Annotated in this window: 21 protein-coding genes; 3 read left to right on the top strand and 18 right to left on the bottom strand. The window is 69.2% G+C overall.

Going from position 1 to position 17,281, the window contains the following annotated elements:
* Positions 1–4: 4 nt before the first annotated feature.
* Together BM144_RS00565 and BM144_RS00560 are read left to right on the top strand one after the other, a co-directional pair.
* The gene (locus BM144_RS00565) at positions 5–1,213 is read left to right on the top strand and encodes a spherulation-specific family 4 protein (protein ID WP_092948771.1); all 1,209 of its coding nucleotides are present in this window, start codon (positions 5–7) and stop codon (positions 1,211–1,213) included.
* A gap of 143 nt (positions 1,214–1,356) precedes the next feature.
* A complete protein-coding gene (locus tag BM144_RS00560; protein WP_092948769.1) occupies positions 1,357–2,562 on the top strand; it encodes a spherulation-specific family 4 protein in 1,206 nt (401 codons plus the stop codon).
* Between the two features lie 153 nt (positions 2,563–2,715).
* On the opposite strand, the gene hisA is transcribed toward BM144_RS00560, so the two are convergent.
* From hisA to BM144_RS00525, 7 genes are all read right to left on the bottom strand, one after another.
* Positions 2,716–3,462, bottom strand: a complete 747-nt coding sequence (gene hisA, locus BM144_RS00555; RefSeq protein WP_092948767.1) for a 1-(5-phosphoribosyl)-5-[(5-phosphoribosylamino)methylideneamino]imidazole-4-carboxamide isomerase — start codon at positions 3,460–3,462, stop codon at positions 2,716–2,718.
* Positions 3,463–3,528: 66 nt separating this feature from the next.
* Positions 3,529–4,197: an imidazole glycerol phosphate synthase subunit HisH gene (hisH, locus tag BM144_RS00550; RefSeq protein ID WP_092948765.1), complete on the bottom strand. Its 669-nt coding sequence runs from the start codon at positions 4,195–4,197 to the stop codon at positions 3,529–3,531.
* Between the two features lie 51 nt (positions 4,198–4,248).
* Positions 4,249–4,887 carry an imidazoleglycerol-phosphate dehydratase HisB gene (gene hisB, locus BM144_RS00545; RefSeq protein WP_092948763.1) on the bottom strand — a complete coding sequence of 213 codons (639 nt, stop codon included), beginning with the start codon at positions 4,885–4,887 and terminating at the stop codon, positions 4,249–4,251.
* On the bottom strand, positions 4,884–5,996 hold the full coding sequence (locus tag BM144_RS00540; protein WP_092948761.1) for a pyridoxal phosphate-dependent aminotransferase: 1,113 nt from the start codon (positions 5,994–5,996) through the stop codon (positions 4,884–4,886). The genes hisB and BM144_RS00540 overlap by 4 nt, the downstream gene beginning before the upstream one ends.
* The gene (locus BM144_RS00535) at positions 5,993–6,451 is read right to left on the bottom strand and encodes a PIN domain-containing protein (protein WP_092948759.1); all 459 of its coding nucleotides are present in this window, start codon (positions 6,449–6,451) and stop codon (positions 5,993–5,995) included. Before BM144_RS00535 ends, BM144_RS00540 begins: the two co-directional genes overlap by 4 nt.
* Positions 6,448–6,687, bottom strand: coding sequence for a CopG family transcriptional regulator (locus BM144_RS00530; RefSeq protein ID WP_092948757.1), 240 nt, complete (start codon positions 6,685–6,687; stop codon positions 6,448–6,450). Before BM144_RS00530 ends, BM144_RS00535 begins: the two co-directional genes overlap by 4 nt.
* 60 nt (positions 6,688–6,747) lie before the next feature.
* Entirely contained in the window at positions 6,748–8,220 is a 1,473-nt protein-coding gene (locus BM144_RS00525) for an aminotransferase-like domain-containing protein (RefSeq protein ID WP_092948755.1), read from the bottom strand.
* 153 nt (positions 8,221–8,373) lie between these two features.
* Here BM144_RS00525 and BM144_RS00520 point away from each other — a divergent pair, with 153 nt between their 5' ends.
* Positions 8,374–8,724: a DUF2917 domain-containing protein gene (locus tag BM144_RS00520; protein ID WP_175525903.1), complete on the top strand. Its 351-nt coding sequence runs from the start codon at positions 8,374–8,376 to the stop codon at positions 8,722–8,724.
* Positions 8,725–8,769: 45 nt separating this feature from the next.
* On the opposite strand, the gene hisD is transcribed toward BM144_RS00520, so the two are convergent.
* The 11 genes from hisD to mlaD form a co-directional block, all read right to left on the bottom strand.
* Positions 8,770–10,083 carry a histidinol dehydrogenase gene (hisD, locus tag BM144_RS00515; protein WP_092948751.1) on the bottom strand — a complete coding sequence of 438 codons (1,314 nt, stop codon included), beginning with the start codon at positions 10,081–10,083 and terminating at the stop codon, positions 8,770–8,772.
* Between the two features lie 93 nt (positions 10,084–10,176).
* Positions 10,177–10,530 (bottom strand): hypothetical protein, encoded by a 354-nt coding sequence (locus BM144_RS00510; protein WP_092948749.1) that lies wholly within the window; start codon positions 10,528–10,530, stop codon positions 10,177–10,179.
* A gap of 98 nt (positions 10,531–10,628) precedes the next feature.
* Entirely contained in the window at positions 10,629–11,291 is a 663-nt protein-coding gene (gene hisG, locus BM144_RS00505) for an ATP phosphoribosyltransferase (RefSeq protein WP_092948747.1), read from the bottom strand.
* Complete coding sequence (gene murA, locus BM144_RS00500; protein ID WP_092948745.1) at positions 11,288–12,601, bottom strand: UDP-N-acetylglucosamine 1-carboxyvinyltransferase; 1,314 nt, start codon at positions 12,599–12,601, stop codon at positions 11,288–11,290. The genes hisG and murA overlap by 4 nt, the downstream gene beginning before the upstream one ends.
* 101 nt (positions 12,602–12,702) lie before the next feature.
* On the bottom strand, positions 12,703–12,951 hold the full coding sequence (locus BM144_RS00495) for a BolA family protein (protein ID WP_092948743.1): 249 nt from the start codon (positions 12,949–12,951) through the stop codon (positions 12,703–12,705).
* Between the two features lie 91 nt (positions 12,952–13,042).
* On the bottom strand, positions 13,043–13,798 hold the full coding sequence (locus BM144_RS00490) for an ABC transporter permease (protein WP_092948741.1): 756 nt from the start codon (positions 13,796–13,798) through the stop codon (positions 13,043–13,045).
* 43 nt (positions 13,799–13,841) lie between these two features.
* The gene (locus BM144_RS00485; RefSeq protein WP_092948739.1) at positions 13,842–14,819 is read right to left on the bottom strand and encodes an ABC transporter ATP-binding protein; all 978 of its coding nucleotides are present in this window, start codon (positions 14,817–14,819) and stop codon (positions 13,842–13,844) included.
* A gap of 91 nt (positions 14,820–14,910) precedes the next feature.
* Complete coding sequence (locus BM144_RS00480) at positions 14,911–15,207, bottom strand: STAS domain-containing protein (protein WP_491893105.1); 297 nt, start codon at positions 15,205–15,207, stop codon at positions 14,911–14,913.
* On the bottom strand, positions 15,204–15,860 hold the full coding sequence (locus BM144_RS00475; protein WP_092948735.1) for an MlaC/ttg2D family ABC transporter substrate-binding protein: 657 nt from the start codon (positions 15,858–15,860) through the stop codon (positions 15,204–15,206). The genes BM144_RS00480 and BM144_RS00475 overlap by 4 nt, the downstream gene beginning before the upstream one ends.
* 132 nt (positions 15,861–15,992) lie before the next feature.
* The gene (locus tag BM144_RS00470) at positions 15,993–16,775 is read right to left on the bottom strand and encodes an MlaA family lipoprotein (RefSeq protein ID WP_092948733.1); all 783 of its coding nucleotides are present in this window, start codon (positions 16,773–16,775) and stop codon (positions 15,993–15,995) included.
* Positions 16,772–17,260, bottom strand: a complete 489-nt coding sequence (gene mlaD / locus BM144_RS00465) for an outer membrane lipid asymmetry maintenance protein MlaD (RefSeq protein WP_092948731.1) — start codon at positions 17,258–17,260, stop codon at positions 16,772–16,774. The genes BM144_RS00470 and mlaD overlap by 4 nt, the downstream gene beginning before the upstream one ends.
* Between the last annotated feature and the right edge of the window lie 21 nt (positions 17,261–17,281).

The following is a 17,281-nucleotide window of genomic DNA, read 5'->3' as shown; positions in this document are numbered from 1 at the left end:
GCCCATGGACCAGACGATTCACCCATCGATGCGCCGCGCGTTGCAGTGCTGCGCCCTTTCCGCCCTCTGGCTGCTGGCCGGCTGCGGCGGCGGGGGCTCCGGCCCCGCAGACGCAGGCCCTGCCGCCAAGGCCGCCGCAGACGCCCAGGCCGCCGCCGCGCCGGCCTTGGCATTCACGGCCCCGGCGGAGGGCGACGTATTCGACCTCGGCACCGCCCTTGCCGTGTCGGTGGCGGTGCCATCGCTTCCCGATGGGGCGGCGGTCGTGTTCTCGGCCGGCTCGGGCAGCTTCGCACCCACGGCCGCCACCGTCGGCGGCGGCACGGCCTCGGCCACGTTCATGGCCACCACGCCCGGGCCGCAGGCGCTCGCGGCCTCGGTTTCGGTCGAAGGGGTGGCAGGCGTGGCGGCCAGCGCCTCGCGCACGCTCTATGCGCGGCCCGCGCCCGCACCGCTCGAAGTGCTGGTGCCCGCCTATTTCTACCCCTCCAGCGATTCGCCCTGGGGTGCGCTGAGCGCCGGCACGCGGGCCTACCCTTCGGTGGCGGTCACCGCCATCCTGAACCCCAACAATGGCGTGTTCACCCGCGCGAACCCCGAATTCACCGCGGCCGCCACCACGTTCGTGCAGTCAGGCGGCAAGCTCCTGGGTTATGTCTACACGCGCTACGGGTCGCGCTCGGCCAGCACCGTGAAACGCAACATCGACAGCTACCTGAGCCTCTACGGCCGCGGGCTGATCAGCGGCATCTTCATCGACGAGATGTCCACCGAGGCCAAGCGGCTGGCCTACTACCGCGACCTGTACGGCTACATCAAGGGCAAGGACGCCAGCCTGCGCGTGGTGGGCAACCCGGGCACCCTCTCCAATGCCGCCTACCTGGACGCGGCCGACACCCTGGTGAACTTCGAGAACCGCGCAAAGGAGTTCGACAGCTACGACCCGCGCGCCAGCGGCGGCTGGCTCTACCGCACGGCCAACACCCGGCAGAGCGCCCTGCTGCACAACGCGCCCGACTGCGCCACCATGCAGCAGGCCGTGCGCACCGCCGCCACGGCGCGCTACAACACGGGCTCTCTCTACGTGACGGACGACAGCTTCAATCCCGACACCGGCGAGGGCGACCCCTGGGACACCCTGCCGGGCTACTGGCTGCGCTTCCTCGGCACCGTCGACGCCGTGAACCGCGGCGCCGACCTGCCCGCCTGCTGAGCCGCCCCGCAGCCTCCGCCATGCCGGGCGGGCCAAATGTGTCTAAACTTTACAGAGCCGGCGGGCGCGAAAGCGCCTTTCTCTGCGGCGGCGCGAAGACAATCGCGGCTTTCCCACACAACCCCTCCTCCGAGGAACCTGCCATGTCCCGAACCCGACACATCGCCCGCTGGTGCAGCCTGTCCCTGGCCGCACTGATTGCCGCATGCGGCGGCGGAGGGGGCGGCGGCACCACGGACGGCTCCACGCCCACCACCCCGACCACGCCGACGACCACCAGCGTCGCCGTCTCCTTCACCGGGCCGGAAGCCGAGGCCGTATTCAACGCGGGCGCTGCGCTGGCCGTGAGTGCCCAGGTCACCGTGAACGGCGCAGCCGCGGCGGACGGCACGTCCGTCAGCTTCGCGGCTTCGCCCGGCACCTTCACCGCCACGGGCACCACGCGCGCCGGCGTGGCGACGGTCACGCTCACGGGCAATGCCACGGGCCGCCAGCAGCTGAGCGCCTCGGTGTCGGTCACCGCGCAGTCGGCCACCGCCACGGCGACGGCCACCCGCGTCATCTACCTGCGCCCGGCCCCGGCCGCGCTGGAGGTGCTGGTGCCGGCGTATTTCCACCCGTCCTCGGGCACCGAATGGGCCCGCATGGCCAGCGGCGCGGCGGCCAATCCCGGCGTATCGGTCACCGCCATCCTGAACCCCGACAACGGAGAGTTCGACGCGGCGGAGGCCAGTTACGTCAGCGCGCTCAACCAGTTCACCGGCGCGGGCGGCAAGGTGGTGGGATACGTCTACACCGGCTACGGCACCGGATCGCGCTCGATCGCCTCGATCAAGGCCAACATCGACGCCTACTTCGCCACCTACGGGCGTGCCACGGTCAGCGGCATCTTCCTCGACGAGATGGCGTCGGAAACCTCCCGCCTGGACTTCTACCGCGAGATCTACGCCTACATCAAGGCCAGGGACACCAGCCTGCGCGTGATCGGCAACCCCGGCATGGTGCCCGCAGCCGGCTATGCGGACGTGGCCGACGTGCTCGTCTCCTTCGAGGGCCGCAACAGCACCTACGCTACGTACGACCCACGCACCACGCCCTGGCTCTACAACGTGGCCAACAGCCGCCTGAGTTCGCTGGTGCACAACACCGCCACCTGCTCCGACATGCAGAAGGCCGTGCAGTCCGCCGCGACGGCGCTCTACAACGCCGGCCCGGTGTACATGACCGATCTCGAATACGACCCCGTGCGCGACATCGGCAACCCGTGGTCCTCGCTGCCGTCGTACTGGACGGCCCTGCTGCAGACCGTGGCGGCTGTGAACCAGGGGCGCACGCCGACCGGCTGCTGAACGACAGACAGGGAAACGGGGAACGGGGAACGGGGGGCGACGGGCAGGGAGGCACAGGACCTCTGCCCGCATCCTCTGCGCCAAGCGCGTGGCAGCCGGCCTGGGAACCCGCTCAGCGGCGTTGCAGGACCTTCCGGCAGGCCCAGCCCGGTGTCAGGCCGCGCCGCCCAGCGCGTCCGCGCGGCTCTGCGCCGCCGCGAAATCGAGATCGCCCGAGTAGATCGCCCGGCCGCAGATCACGCCTTCGACGCCCTCGCCCTCCACCGCGCAGAGCTGCTCGATGTCGGCCATGCCGGCCAGCCCGCCCGAGGCGATGACGGGGATCGTGAGGGCCTGCGCCAGCTTCACCGTGGCATCGATGTTGATGCCCGACAACATGCCGTCGCGGCCGATGTCGGTGTAGATGATGGACTCGACGCCCCAGTCCTCGAACTTCTTGGCCAGATCGACGACCTCGTGCCCGGTGAGCTTGCTCCAGCCGTCCGTGGCGACCTTGCCGTCCTTCGCGTCCAGGCCCACGATGATGTGGCCGCCGAAGGCGCTGCAGGCGTCCTTGAGGAAGCCCGGGTTCTTCACGGCGGCCGTGCCGATGATCACGTAGCGCAGGCCGCCGTCGATGTATTTTTCGATGGTGTCGAGGTCGCGGATGCCGCCGCCGAGCTGCACGGGCAGGTCGCTGCCCACTTCCTTCAGGATGGCCTTGATGGCGGTGTAGTTCTTGGGCGTGCCGGCGAAGGCGCCGTTCAGGTCCACGAGGTGCAGCCGGCGCGCGCCGGCATCCACCCATTTGCGCGCCATGGCTGCGGGGTCTTCGCCGAAGGTGGTGGATTGATCCATGTCACCTTGCTTGAGGCGCACGCAGTGTCCGTCCTTGAGGTCGATGGCGGGGATGAGCAGCATGATGAGGAGCGAGAGGGTGAAGGAATACCGTGGCGGGCGCGACGCGGCCGCCGGGGGTGAAGGGGATCAAGGGTTCCAGTGAAGGAAGTTGCGGTACAGCGCGAGGCCCTGGCCGGAACTTTTCTCAGGATGGAATTGCGTCGCAAAAATATTATCGCGCGCGATGGCCGATGCAAAGCGCCCGCCGTAATCGGTTTCCCCTGCAGTGTGCGCGGCATCGCGCGGCAGGGCATGGAAACTGTGCACGAAATAGAAGTAGCTTTCTTCCGGCACGCCGGCCCACACGGGATGCACGGCGCCGGCATGCGGCACCTGGCGCACGCGGTTCCAGCCCATCTGCGGCACCTTGTATCGGCTGCCGTCGGGCTGCAGGCGGCCGGCCAGGTCGAAGCGCACCACATCGCCCGGGATCAGGCCCAGGCCGCGGGTGTCGCCCTCGGCGCTGTGGTCCAGCAGCATCTGCATGCCCACGCACACGCCGAAGAGCGGCTTGGACGCCGCCGCTTCCAGCACGGATTCCTGCAGGCCCGATTCGCGCAGCTCGCGCATGCAGTCCGGCATGGCGCCCTGGCCGGGCAGCACGATGCGCTGCGCGGCGCGCACGTCCTCGGGGCGGGAGGTCACGGCGACGGTCCAGCCGCTGCCCTCGGCAGCGGCCTGCACGGCCTGGGAGACCGAGCGCAGGTTGCCCATGCCGTAATCCACCACCGCGACGGTCTTTGCTTCAATATTCATAGCAACAAATTCAATAAAGACGCCGGCATGGAGCCTTTTTTGCTTGGATTTCTACAGGGATCCCTTGGTGGACGGAATGACGCCGGCCGCGCGCGGATCGCGTTCCAGCGCGGCCCGCAGCGCGCGCGCGAACGCCTTGAAGATCGTCTCGCACTGGTGGTGGGCGTTGAAGCCCTTGAGGTTGTCGATGTGCAGCGTGGCGCCCGCGTGGTTGACGAAGCCCTGGAAGAACTCGTAGACCAGTTGCGTGTCGAGCTGGCCGATGCTGCCGGCCGTGAACTTCACGTCCATGTGCAGCCCCGGGCGGCCCGAGAAATCGACCACCACGCGCGACAGCGCCTCGTCGAGCGGCACGTAGGCGTGCCCGTAGCGGCGGATGCCCTTCTTGTCGCCCACGGCGCGCGCGAAGGCCTGGCCGAGGGTGATGCCGACGTCTTCCACGGTGTGGTGGCCGTCGATGTGCAGGTCGCCCTCGCATTCGATGTCCAGGTCGATGAGGCCGTGCCGCGCGATCTGGTCGAGCATGTGGTCGAAGAAACCGATGCCGGAGGCGAGGCGCGCCGCGCCCGTGCCGTCGAGGTTCACGCGCACGCGGATGCGGGTCTCCGCGGTGTTGCGTGCGACTTCGGCGATGCGGTCGGCATCGGGCCCCTCGGGGGGGGTGGAGGGAACGAGTGCGGAGGAGGTCATAGGGAAGCCTGGAGTGCGCCGAGCATCTGGGCGTTGTCGGCCGTGCGGCCCACCGTGAGGCGCAGGCAGTTGGCCAGCAAGGGATGCATTGTAGAAACGTTCTTGACGAGAACCTTGCGGGCCTTCATGCCTTCGAAGGCGCGGGCCGCGTCGGGCACGCGCAAGAGCACCATGTTGGCCTCGCTGTCCCACACGCGCACGACGCCGGGCAGCGCACGCAGGTCGGCCACGAGCTGGGTGCGCGCGGCGCGCAGTTCGGCGGCCTGGGCGGCGAACACCTCCGCGTGCTCCAGCGCGAAGAGCGCCGCCTCGCAGTTGAGCACGCTCACGTTGTAGGGTGGGCGCACCTTCTCGATCTCGTTCACCAGCGCGGCCGGGCCCACGAGGTAGCCCAGGCGCACGCCCGCCAGGCCGAACTTGCTCAGCGTGCGCATGAGCAGCACGTGCGCATTGCGTGCGGGCTCGGCGCGCATGCGATCGAGCCAGGTGCGGCTCGCGAAGGGCTGGTAGGCCTCGTCCATCACGACGATGCCGCCCTGCGCGCCCACCGCGTCGATGATGCGCTGCACCGCGCCTTCGTCCCAGAGGGTGGCCGTGGGGTTGTTGGGGTAGGCCAGGTAGGTAAGGGCGGGCCGGTGCGCGGCCACGGCCGCGAGCATGGCGGGCTCGTCCAGCTCGAAATCGGGCGTGAGCGGCACGCCGGCGAAATCCAGCCCCTGCAGCTGCGCACTCATCGGGTACATCACGAAGCCGGGCAGCGGCGCCAGCATGGTGGCGCGCTCGCCCGTGCCGGGGCGCGCGCAGGCCAGCGCCAGCAGCGTGATGAGTTCGTCCGAGCCGTTGCCCAGCACCAGGGCGCTGCCGTCCGGCGCTTTGATGTGGGCGGCGATGGCGTCGCGCAGGTCGTTCGTGCGTGCGCCGGGGTAGCGGTTGAGCGCCAGGCCGCCGAGCCGCCGGCCCAGCGCCTCCTGCAATGCGTCCGGCAACGGGAACGGGTTCTCCATCGCGTCCATCTTGAGCACGCCGGTCGAAGGCTGCACCGCGTAGGCGTGCATGGCGCGGACGTCGGGGCGGATGCGTTCGAGCGCGGAAGCGAGGGTGTCGGTCATGCGAGCGATTCCAGTTCGTGGGGAGCCAGGAGAAACGGGTTGACGGCCAGCACGGCGTCGTAGCGCCGGCCGTGCGGCAGCACGTCACCCAGCACGTGGCGGCAGCCCTGCTGGTGCGCGGAGGCCAGGATGAGCGCGTCCCAGTAGCCCAGGCCGTAGCGGTCCTGCAGGTCCCAGGCGCCATCGACGGTGTAGGCATCCAGGTGCGGGGGCTGCCACACGCGCAGGCGGCGCACCTGCGCGCGCACCAGGTGCAGCGTCTGCGGCCCGGGAAAGCAGGCCACGGCGTTGTGGTACAGCTCGTTGAGCACCTGCGAACTGATGCGGCCGCGGCGCGTCTGCCAGCACATCGCGAGCCACTCCCGCGCGCGCGCCTGGCGCGCGGGGTCGCGGTCGTCCACGCTGGAGAGCAATAAGCCGGTATCGACGAACAGCGGTGCGGAATCGGCGCTCATGCGGGCGGGCCCTCGCGATCCAGCAGTTCGGGGCGTGCGAGGTAGGGCTGCGACGACGCACCCCACGATTCGAAGCCCAGCGCCTCGCGCATGGCCTGGGCATAGGCGTCTTCCTGGCGCATTTTCTCGGCCAGCCATTCGCCCAGCAGGCGCGAGACGCTGCTGCCGCGCTTCGCGGCCTCGACGCGGACCCATTCGGCCACGGCGTCGTCCATGGTGATGGTGACGTTTTTCACGGCAGTGATGGTAGCCGAAAATCCCCACGAACTTCGTGCATCACGAACTTCGTGGGATTTTCAAACCTCGGATCCGGCGGGCATGCCGGGGCCTTTCGCGACACAGGCCGCCATCGCGCAGGCAATCGCCCCCACGCGGCGCAACGCAGCGACATGGGCGGGCGTCCAGTCGCCCCCCACGCCGATCCGCAGGCAGTTGCGGAAGCGCCCGCCGGTGCCGAAAACCGTGCCGGGCGGCACGAGGATGCGTTCGCGCAGGCACGACTGGTGGAGCTGCAGGGTGTCGAGCCCGCGCGGCAGTTCCAGCCACAACAGCAGACCGCCGGGTGGGTCGCTCACGCGCGTGCCCGCGGGAAAGGCCTGGGCGATGACGTGCCGGACTTCGTCCATGCGCGCCGCCACCGCCGCGCGCAGCTGGCGCATGGCGGCGGCGTGGCCGGCCTGCAGGATCAGGTCGGCCAGCGCCAGCTCCAGCACCGGCGACTGCCCGCCGGCCTGCAGGTCCTTGATGCGCCGCAGCGGCTCGGTCCAGCGGCCCGCCTCCACCCAGCCCAGGCGCAGCCCGGGCGCCAGGGTCTTGGAGAACGAATTGCAGAGCATCACGTGGCCCGCGGTGTCGTGCGACTTCACGGTACGCCGGTGCTCCTCCTGCTCGGCGAGGTCGTTGTAGATCGCATCTTCGATCACGGCCAGGCCATGCCGCGCCGCCAGTTGCACCAGGCGCCGGCGCTCGGCCTGCGGCATGCAGGAGCCCAGGGGATTGCTGAGCGTGGGCACCACCAGCAGCGCCTTCACGGACTGGGTCTCCAGCGCGAGCTGCAGCGCGTCCAGGGAGAGGCCGTGGCGCGGATGGGTGGGGATCTCGAGGGCTTTCAAATGCAGGCCCTGCAGCACTTCGAGGAACGAGAAGTGCGTGGGCGATTCCAGTGCGACCACGTCGCCCGGCCGTGTCACCGCCCGCAGGCACAGGCTGATGCTGTCCATGCAGCCGCCGGTGACCAGGATGCGCTCCGGGTCGAGGCTGCAGCCCAGGCTCACGCAGTAGCGCGCGATGGCGCGGCGCGCCTCCTCGTGCCCGTCGGACGACGGGTACACGCACAGCAGTTCGCGGTGGCGCTGCACGGAACGCGCCAGGGCACGGCGCACGCGGTCCACGTCGAGCAGGTCGGGCCCCGGCGTGCCGCTGCTGAACGAGACCACGTCGGCCGGGTGCGGCGTGCCGAGAATGCGCTGGCCGAGCCAGTCCACCGACACGTCGCGCGGCCGGCGCAACCCGCGGGAGACGGAGGGCTCGGGCATCGCCACGGGCCGCGGAGCGACGAAGTAGCCCGAGCGCGGCCGGGCCGAGACGAGGCGCGCGTCCTCCAGCCAGTGGTAGGCCTGCACCACCGTGCTCTGTGCCACGCCGCGCTGGCGCGCCAGCTCCCGCACCGAGGGCATGCGCGCACCGCGCGCGAGGGTGCCGTTGCGGATCAGCTCCGCCATCTGGGCGGCGATCTGGAGGTACAGGGGCGTGGAATCGATGTCGAGCACCCGGCCATTCTGTATCGCCCTCGCCTTCGCGCATCGCTACAGATGGCCGCCAAGGCAGGCAATACAGACGCCGCGGGGCGTGCATCTGTACGGCCCCGGGTGGCGCGGTGCTGCGGCTGTCGCGCGGGCGGGCTTTTGCGGACAGTGGGTGCCATGACACTTACTTCCGCCCCTGCCCCCTCGCGCCTGCCGCGCGCCGTGCCTGCCACCGAGGCGTGCGCCACCCTCACCCTGCATGCCGGCGAGCCCGTACGCGCCCTGCCCTGCCCGCGCGGCCGGTGCGCCGTGCTCGAAGTGCTCTCGGGCCGCGCCTGGATCACCCGCCACGGCTGCGGCGACGATGTGTTCCTGGGTGCGGGCCAGCGGCTCGTGCTGGCAGGCCCCGCGCGCCTCTACGCGGGTGCCGATGGGCCGCAGCCCTTGCGCCTGCGCTGGGTGCTGGAGCGCGGCGGGCGTCGCGCTGTCACGCCGGTGCCGGGCGCCGCGAGCGGCTTGGCCGCCTGAACGGCTCAAGCGGCAGGCGCCGCATGAGGGCGCGTGAAGCGGCCGTCAGCCCTTCAGGCGCATCTCGGCCGCGCGTGCATGCGCCTGCAGGCCCTCGCCGTGCGCCAGCACGCTGGCGATGGCGCCCAGCGTCTGCGCGCCCTGCTCGCTCACCTCGATGAGGCTGCTGCGCTTCTGGAAGTCGTAGACGCCCAGCGGCGACGAGAAGCGCGCCGTGCCGCTGGTGGGCAGCACGTGGTTGGGGCCGGCGCAGTAGTCGCCCAGGCTTTCGCTGGTGTAGGCGCCCAGGAAGATCGCGCCCGCGTGGCGCAGCAGCGGCTCCCAGCGGTGCGGGTCGCGGCTCGAGACCTCCAGGTGTTCCGGCGCGATGCGGTTGCTGATCGCGCAGGCTTCTTCCATGTCCCGCGTGAGGATCAGCGCGCCGCGGCCGTTGAGGCTCCTGGCGATGATTTCCGCGCGCGGCATCGTGGGCAGCAGCCGGTCGATCTCGCGCTGCACGGCGTCGAGGTAGGCCGCATCGGGGCACAGCAGGATGGACTGGGCCAGCTCGTCGTGCTCGGCCTGGCTGAAGAGGTCCATGGCCACCCAGTCGGGCGGCGTGGTGCCGTCGGCCAGCACGAGGATCTCGCTCGGGCCGGCGATCATGTCGATGCCCACGGTGCCGAACACGCGCTTCTTGGCGCTGGCCACATAGGCATTGCCCGGCCCGGTGATCTTGTCCACCTTCGGCACCGTGGCGGTGCCGTAGGCCAGCGCGGCCACGGCCTGCGCGCCGCCGAGGGTGAAGGCCCGGCTCACGCCGGCCACGTAGGCCGCCGCCAGCACGAGCGGGTTCTTCTCGCCGCGCGGCGTGGGCACGACCATGACGATGTCCTGCACGCCGGCCACATGCGCCGGAATGGCGTTCATGAGCACGCTCGACGGGTAGGCCGCCTTGCCGCCCGGCACGTAGATGCCCACGCGGTCGAGGGGCGTTACCTTCTGCCCGAGCAGCGTGCCGTCCTCGTCGCGGTAGCTCCAGCTCTCGCCGCTCGCCTTCTTCTGCGCCTCGTGGTACCTGCGCACCCGGTGCGCAGCGGCTTCGAGCGCCTCGCGCTGCGCCGGCGGCAGGGCATCGAAGGCGGCCTTCAGCTCGGCCTGCGAAAGCTCCAGCGCCGCGACGGAGTCCGCGGGCAGGCCGTCGAAACGCTCCGTGTACTCCAGCACGGCCGCATCGCCGCGCGCCTGCACGTCGGCAAGGATGTCGGCCACGCGCTGTTCGATGGCGGCATCGGTTTCGGCGGACCAGTGCAGGCGCTCCCGGAACGCGGCCTCGAAATCGGCATTTTCGGTATGCAGGCGGACAGGCGTGGCTTTCATAAATCTCTCGGGGCAAAAAACAGCAGACCGCCTGCGGAGCGGCTGGCGGAACCCGGCGCGGCCACCAGGCCACGGGGGTTCCGCGAGCCGCTCTTATTCGGTCTCTGCCGACACTTCGCGCGTCTTGCGGTTGTACTTCAGGGTGATCTTGTCGAGTTCGCAGAGGTTGAAGCCCTCCCACTCGACTTCCGAGCCATCGTCCGTGAACACCACCTTGATGTCCTGGACGCAGTGCTTGGTATCGCCGAACTTGAACTTGCGGGAGGCGCCGTTGACCAGCTGGCTGCTGCCCAGGCGGTCCACGCCCCACTTGTCCATTTTCGTCGGCGAGATGAACACTTCGTTGAGCGCGTAACCCGTGCGGTTGACCAGCGTGAAGTCCGCGTCCGCGGCCAATGCGGCACCACCCAGGAAAAGGCTGCCGAGCAGCAGGAATTTTTTGAACATGGAGCCTCCGATTTGAAACAATTGATGCAACCGGAAACAATTCCCGGGCGTCGCATTTTGACGCTTATTTCAAAGAAAACTCATCCGTACGGTGGATTTCAGCTTTTCTGGCCCGTCGCGCGCTCGAAGGCATCGATGATCCGGCGCAGCCGCTCGCGCTTGAGCTTGAGCGCGGCCTGGTTCACGACCAGATGGGAACTGATATCCATGATGCGTTCCACCTCCACCAGGCCGTTGGCGCGCAGCGTGTTGCCCGTGGAGACCAGGTCCACGATGGCATCGGCCAGCCCGGTGAGCGGGGCCAGTTCCATGCTGCCGTAGAGCTTGATCATGTCCACGTGCACGCCCTTGTTCGCGAAGAATTCGCGCGCGATGCTGGTGTATTTGGTGGCGATGTTCAGCCGCGATCCCCGCTTCACCGCCCTGGCGTAGTCGAAATCGTTGCGCACGGCCACGCTCACGCGGCACTGTGCGATGCGGAGGTCCAGCGGCTGGTAGAGGCCCTGGCCGCCGTGCTCGATGAGCGTGTCCTTGCCCGTCACCCCGACATCGGCGCCGCCGTACTGCACGTAGGTCGGCACGTCGCTCGCGCGCACCAGCACCACGCGCACGTCCGGCCGGTTGGTGGGCAGGATCAGCTTGCGCGATTTCTCGGGGTCTTCCAGCACCTCGATGCCGGCGGCCGCCAGCAGCGGCAGGGTTTCTTCGAAGATGCGGCCCTTGGAGAGGGCCAGTGTGATCACGTCGTCGTTGGTCGTCATGCCTTTACCCGTTCGATATCGGCGCCCAGGGCGCGCAGCTTGCCTTCCATGCAGTCGTAGCCCCGGTCGAGGTGGTAGATGCGGTCCACCGTGGTCTGGCCCGTGGCCACGAGGCCGGCGATCACGAGGCTGGCCGAGGCGCGCAGGTCGGTCGCCATCACCGTGGCGCCCGACAGCAGCCCGCCGGTATCGCCCAGCCCCTCGATCACCGCCACCTTGCCGTCGGCCTGGATGCGCGCGCCCAGGCGCAGCAGTTCGTCCACGTGCATGAAGCGGTTCTCGAAGATGGTCTCGGTCACCCGCGATGCGCCCTGCGCGACCGTGTTGAGCGCCATGAACTGCGCCTGCATGTCGGTGGGGAAACCCGGGTATTCGGTGGTGCGGAAGCTCTGCGCCCGCAACTGGCCCGCGCCGGGGCTGCGCACGCGCAGGCCGCCCTCGGGCGCATCGACGGGCTCGACCGTCACGCCGGCATCGCGCAGCTTCTCGATCACCGCGTCGAGGTGGTCGGCGCGGGCATGGCGCAACACCGCCTCGCCGCCCGTGGCCGCCACGGCGCACAGGAAGGTGCCGGCCTCGATGCGGTCAGCCACCACGCGGTGCGTGCAGCCGTGCAGGCGTTCCACGCCCTGGATGCGGATGCGGCTGGTGCCGTGGCCTTCGATCTTCGCGCCCATGGCGATGAGCATCTCGGCAAGGTCGGTGACCTCGGGCTCCTGCGCCGCGTTCTCCAGCACGGTCTCGCCTTCGGCGAGCGTGGCGGCCATGAGCAGGTTCTCGGTGCCCGTCACCGTGACCATGTCGGTGGTGATGCGCGCACCCACGAGGCGCGTGCGGCCCGCGGGCAGCCGGGCGATCATGTAGCCGTGCTCCACCACGATCTCCGCACCCATGGCCGTGAGGCCCTTGATGTGCTGGTCCACCGGCCGCGAGCCGATCGCGCAGCCGCCGGGCAGCGAGACCGTGGCTTCGCCGAAGCGCGCCAAGAGCGGCCCCAGCGCCAGCACCGAGGCGCGCATGGTCTTGACCAGCTCGTAGGGCGCCTCCGGCGTGGAGAGCGCACCCGCATCGATGCGCACCGTGCCGCTGTCGGCGCGGTCGCTGCCCTGCGAATGCTCCGCCGCCACGCCCATGTTGCGGATGAGCTGGAGCATGGTCGCCACGTCCTGCAGGCGCGGCACGTTGAGCAGGGTCACGGGGTCGGCCGTGAGCAGCGCCGCGCACAGCTCGGGCAGCGCGGCATTCTTGGCGCCGGAGATCGGCACCTCGCCGCGCAGCGCCTGCCCGCCGCGAATCTGGAGTTGGTCCATGGCTTGGATTGGCCTTGTATTTCTGGTGAATGGAGGCTTATGCCGCCGTATCCATTGAATAGTTTGCTATCAAAATATGAGCAAATCGGTCGCCGCGGGATTCAGTCTTCCCGGGGCAGCGCGGCCCACTCGGCGGGGGTGTAGGTCTTCATCGACAGCGCATGCACCTCGTCGGTCTGCATGCGGCTGCCGAGCGTGGCGTACACGCGCTGGTGGCGCTGGATCGCGCGCTTGCCCTCGAACTCGGCCGACACGATGGTCGCGTACCAGTGGCGTCCGTCGCCTTCGAGCTGCAGATGTTCGCAGGGCAGGCCCGCACGGATCAGTTCTTTGAGTTGGTCTGCGTTCATCGGGAGCCTTTGCAGGAAATGGGGGAAGGGTCGGGATCGGGATGGGCAGGCCCGCCGCCCGCGCGGGGCGTACGGCCTGCCGGCCGCCCGCTCAATGGCGGATCTTGTAGCCCGTGCGCAGCAGATGCACCGCCAGCGCGCTCACGGCCAGCCAGGCACCGCCCACGATGGCCAGGCTCAGCCACGGAGAGGTATCGCTCTGCCCGAAGAAGCCATAGCGGAAGCCGTCGATCATGTAGAAGAACGGGTTCAGGTGGCTCACGGTCTGCCAGAACGGCGGCAGCGACTGGATGGAATAGAACACGCCCGAGAGGAACGTCATGGGCACGATGATGAAATTCTGGAAGGCCGCCATCTGGTCGAACTTGTCGGCCCAGAGCCCCGCGATGAGCCCCAGCGTGGCCAGCAGCGCCGCGCCCAGCAGCGCGAACGCGGCGATCCACAGCGGCGCGGCGAACTCGGGCCGCGCGAAGCCCAGCGTGGCGATGAACACGCCCAGCCCCACCACCAGCCCGCGCAGCGCGGACGAGCCCACGTACGCGAAGAACCAGGCCCAGTGCGACAGCGGGGCGAGCAGCACGAACACGAGGTTGCCCATGATCTTGCTCTGGATCAGGCTCGACGAGCTGTTGGCGAACGCGTTCTGCAGCACGCTCATCATCACAAGGCCGGGCACGAGGAAGGCCGTGTAGCTCAGGCGGTCGTACACCTTCACGTGGTCTTCGAGCACGTGGCCGAAGATCAGCAGGTAGAGCACCGCCGTGAGCACGGGTGCCGCGATGGTCTGGAAGCTGACCTTCCAGAACCGCAGCACCTCCTTGTAGAACAGGGTCTGCCAGCCGTTCACAGGGTCACCTCCGCGCCGCGCGCGGCCATGTCGTCGTTGCCGCTCATAGCCGCACCCCGCCTTCGGGCGTTTCCTCGGGCTCGCCGGCCGGTGCCGGCGCATGCGCTGGATCGGGATAGCGGCCCTCGGCCATCAGGTTGAGGAACACGTCCTCCAGATCCGCCTTGCGGATCTCGATGTCGTGCACGCCCACGCCCGCGGCGCGCAGCGCGGCCAGCAGGCGTTCGATGTCGGCGGCGTCCTGCGCGGGCATCTGCACCACGCGGCCCGTGACGCGTGCGGTGCCGGCCAGCGCCGGCGGCAGCGTGTCGTCGGTCTTGAAGCGCAGCACGTTCGTGGAAGCCGCATGCAGCAGATCGGAGGTGGTCGAGAGCGCGATCGTCCGGCCGCGCTTGAGCATCGCGATGCGCTGGCACAGCGCCTCGGCCTCCTCGAGGTAATGGGTGGTGAGCAGCACGGTGTGGCCCGCCTTGTTGAGCCGCGCGATGAATTGCCAGAGGGTCTGGCGCAGTTCCACGTCGACGCCGGCCGTGGGCTCGTCCAGCACGATGATGGGCGGCTTGTGCACCAGGGCCTGCGCCACCAGCACGCGGCGCTTCATGCCGCCCGAGAGCTGGCGCATGTTGGCGTTGGCCTTGTCCGCCAGCCCCAGGTTCTCCAGCAGTTCGTCGATCCAGGCATCGTTGTTCTTCACGCCGAAATAGCCGGACTGGATGCGCAGTGCCTCGCGCACATTGAAGAACGGATCGAACACCAGCTCCTGCGGCACGATGCCGAGCTGCCGGCGCGCCGCCGCGAAATCGGCCTGCACGTCGTGGCCCTGCACGAGCACACGCCCGCTGGAGGCGCGCGCGAGGCCCGCGAGGATGCTGATGAGGGTGGTCTTGCCCGCGCCGTTCGGCCCGAGGAGGCCGAAGAACTCGCCCTCCTCGATGTCCAGGCTCACGCTGTCGAGCGCCTGGAACGGCCCTTTGGGCGTGGCATAGGTTTTGGAGACGGACTGGAAGGAAACTGCAGGCATGGGAGCCGGCCATTTTACGGGCTGGGCGCGGGGCGCGCCCGCCGGTGCCCGAGCAGCCTTTCGCCGCACCCCGCTGCGGGCGCGCAGCGGATCAGGCCGCGGTGGGCAGCAGCTCGCCGACGCCGTACAGGCCGGCCAGCTTGGCCATGCCGTCCGGCAGGCCCTTGACCTCGAAGCGCTTGTTCTCCAGCAGCGCGGCGCGCCGGCATTCGAGCAGCACCGCGAGTGCCGAAGAATCGAAGTCCACCAGCGGGGCCGCGTCCACCACGAGGATCTCGTCGCGGTGCGCCTTGAGGCCCTGCAGCAGCATGCGCAGGCAGGCCTCGGCCTGCCGGTGGGTCAGCTCGGTGGGAAGGACCAGCATGCCGGTGCCCTGCGGATGCCTCAGCCGGCCTTGCCGGAGCCGGCAGCGTTGGCCTTGTTGCGCGCGGCCAGGGATTCGATGAGGCCATCGATGCCCTTGGTGTTGATTTCCTGCGAGAACTGCGTGCGGTAGGTTTCGACCAGCCATACGCCCATCACGTTCAGGTTGTAGATCTTCCAGCCGGCGCCGTCGCCGGGGGTCTTCTCCAGGCGGTAGTCGAGCTGGATCGGATCGCCGCGGCCCAGGATCTCGGAGCGCACGAGCACGTCCTTGTCGTCGGCCCCGGCACGCAGGGGCTTGACCTGGATCGACAGGTCGTTGACCTGGCTGAGCGCGCCCGAGTAGGTGCGCACGAGCAGCGACTTGAATTCGTCCTGCAGACGCGACTGCTGGGTGGGGGTGGCCTGGCGCCAGGCCGGGCCCACGGCCGCGGCCGTCATGCGGCGGAAGTTCACGTGCGGCAGGATGACCCTGTCGACCAGCGCGGTGATCCTGTTCACGTCGCCGGCCTTGATGCTCTTGTCGTTGCGCACCGTGTTCAGCACATCGGTGGACAGGCGCTTGACCAGTTCGTCCGGCGCCTCGTCGGCCGCCAGGGCTGCGACCGGCAGGCCCAGCCACAGCACGGCGGCGGTGCACAGAGCCGCCTGGCCCAGGGTACGTCGGTTCATCGTCATGGTTCGTTTCCTTTCTGTGGTGCCCCCCGAAAGGAGCGCACCGGTTCATTCATGCATTCTGGGCGCATCGCCGGATGGGCATGCGTCCCGCGGGTACCCGGATGCAAGCAACTGCAACTCCGGCCAGGCGCCTCAGCGCACGGGCTCCTCGGGCAGCTTGCCGGCGTCCTGGTCATAGCGCTCTTCGGCGCGCGCATCGGTCTGGGCCGCCTGGTTGCGCACCTGCAGGTAGGCATCGCGCGTGAAGCTGTACTTGTCGAGCGCGGCCGTGTCCAGCACGGAACTCGCGCGCAGCAGGTTGGCCCGCGTGTTCACGATGTTGAGCGCATAGAGCGCATTGCGGTCGGACACCGGGTCCACGTAGGTGACCAGGTTGCCCTTGCTGTCGACCGGCAGCGCGATCGTGTCGCGCACGGTGGAGGGACCCAGCAGCGGCAGCACGAGGTACGGCCCGGTCGGCACGCCCCAGCGGCCCAGCGTGAGGCCGAAGTCCTGCTTGGCCCGGTCGATGCCCATCTCGGAGGCCACGTCGAACACGCCGCCCATGCCGAACACGGTGTTCACGTTGAACCGCGCGATGCTGTTGAGCGCGCTTTCGCCGCGCAACTGCAGCACGTTGTTCACGAACGACCACAGGTCGCCCAGGTTCGCGAAGAAGTTGCTCACCCCCGTGCGCACCAGGGGCGGGGCCACCTCGGTATAGGCGATGGCGACGGGCCGCAGGATGATCTCGTCGACCGTGTCGTTGAACCGCGTCATGCCGCGGTTGTAGGGTTCGAGCGGATCGCGCGGATTGGCGTTGGGCCCGCTGGCGCAGCCGGCCAGCACGAGGGCCGCCACCACCGCGCAGGCACTGCCGCGCAGGGACGGTGCCCGGAAATCTTGGAGCATCTTGGTCATTGTTGTCGTCGTCATTTCTTGGCTCCGCCCGAAGAGGCCCCACCGCCCTCCTCGGCCTTGCCATAAAGGAATTGGCTGATGAGGTTCTCCAGCACCACGGCGGACTGCGTGGACGTGATGCGGTCGCCCTCGGTGAGGTTCTTTTCTTCGGCACCCGCCTGGATGCCGATGTACTGGTCGCCCAGCAGGCCGTTGGTGAGGATCTTGAGCGAGCTGTCCTTGGGGAAGGCATAGCGCTTGTCCATCTCCAGCGTCACCTGGGCCTGGAAGGTTTTGTCGTCGAAGGCGATGGCATTCACCCGGCCCACGACCACGCCGGCGCTGCGGACCGCGGCCTGGGGCTTGAGCCCGCCGATGTTGTCGAAGAGCGCCGTCACGTGGTAGCCGGTCTGCCATTGCACGCGCAGCAGGTTGGCCGACTGCAGGGCGAGGAAGAGCAGGGCCGCGCCGCCCAGCAGGACGAACAGGCCGACCCAGATATCGTTCTTGGAGTGCTGCATGGTGTGTGTTTCTCTCTTGAT

It is taken from the genome of Paracidovorax konjaci, from assembly GCF_900112675.1.
Taxonomy (GTDB): Bacteria; Pseudomonadota; Gammaproteobacteria; order Burkholderiales; family Burkholderiaceae_C; genus Paracidovorax; species Paracidovorax konjaci.
The sequence above is the reverse complement of the archived record's forward strand: the minus strand, read 5'-3'. Positions and strand labels throughout refer to the sequence as shown.

Excerpts from the sequence above, each read along its gene's own strand:
- BM144_RS00565 (WP_092948771.1), top strand. The coding sequence starts at position 5 with ATGGACCAGACGATTCACCCATCGATGCGCCGCGCGTTGCAGTGCTGC.
- BM144_RS00560 (WP_092948769.1), top strand. The coding sequence starts at position 1,357 with ATGTCCCGAACCCGACACATCGCCCGCTGGTGCAGCCTGTCCCTGGCC.
- hisA (WP_092948767.1), bottom strand. The coding sequence starts at position 3,462 with ATGCTGCTCATCCCCGCCATCGACCTCAAGGACGGACACTGCGTGCGC.
- hisH (WP_092948765.1), bottom strand. The coding sequence starts at position 4,197 with ATGAATATTGAAGCAAAGACCGTCGCGGTGGTGGATTACGGCATGGGC.
- hisB (WP_092948763.1), bottom strand. The coding sequence starts at position 4,887 with ATGACCTCCTCCGCACTCGTTCCCTCCACCCCCCCCGAGGGGCCCGAT.
- BM144_RS00540 (WP_092948761.1), bottom strand. The coding sequence starts at position 5,996 with ATGACCGACACCCTCGCTTCCGCGCTCGAACGCATCCGCCCCGACGTC.
- BM144_RS00535 (WP_092948759.1), bottom strand. The coding sequence starts at position 6,451 with ATGAGCGCCGATTCCGCACCGCTGTTCGTCGATACCGGCTTATTGCTC.
- BM144_RS00520 (WP_175525903.1), top strand. The coding sequence starts at position 8,374 with ATGACACTTACTTCCGCCCCTGCCCCCTCGCGCCTGCCGCGCGCCGTG.
- hisD (WP_092948751.1), bottom strand. The coding sequence starts at position 10,083 with ATGAAAGCCACGCCTGTCCGCCTGCATACCGAAAATGCCGATTTCGAG.
- BM144_RS00510 (WP_092948749.1), bottom strand. The coding sequence starts at position 10,530 with ATGTTCAAAAAATTCCTGCTGCTCGGCAGCCTTTTCCTGGGTGGTGCC.
- hisG (WP_092948747.1), bottom strand. The coding sequence starts at position 11,291 with ATGACGACCAACGACGACGTGATCACACTGGCCCTCTCCAAGGGCCGC.
- murA (WP_092948745.1), bottom strand. The coding sequence starts at position 12,601 with ATGGACCAACTCCAGATTCGCGGCGGGCAGGCGCTGCGCGGCGAGGTG.
- BM144_RS00495 (WP_092948743.1), bottom strand. The coding sequence starts at position 12,951 with ATGAACGCAGACCAACTCAAAGAACTGATCCGTGCGGGCCTGCCCTGC.
- BM144_RS00485 (WP_092948739.1), bottom strand. The coding sequence starts at position 14,819 with ATGCCTGCAGTTTCCTTCCAGTCCGTCTCCAAAACCTATGCCACGCCC.
- BM144_RS00475 (WP_092948735.1), bottom strand. The coding sequence starts at position 15,860 with ATGACGATGAACCGACGTACCCTGGGCCAGGCGGCTCTGTGCACCGCC.
- BM144_RS00470 (WP_092948733.1), bottom strand. The coding sequence starts at position 16,775 with ATGACGACGACAACAATGACCAAGATGCTCCAAGATTTCCGGGCACCG.
- mlaD (WP_092948731.1), bottom strand. The coding sequence starts at position 17,260 with ATGCAGCACTCCAAGAACGATATCTGGGTCGGCCTGTTCGTCCTGCTG.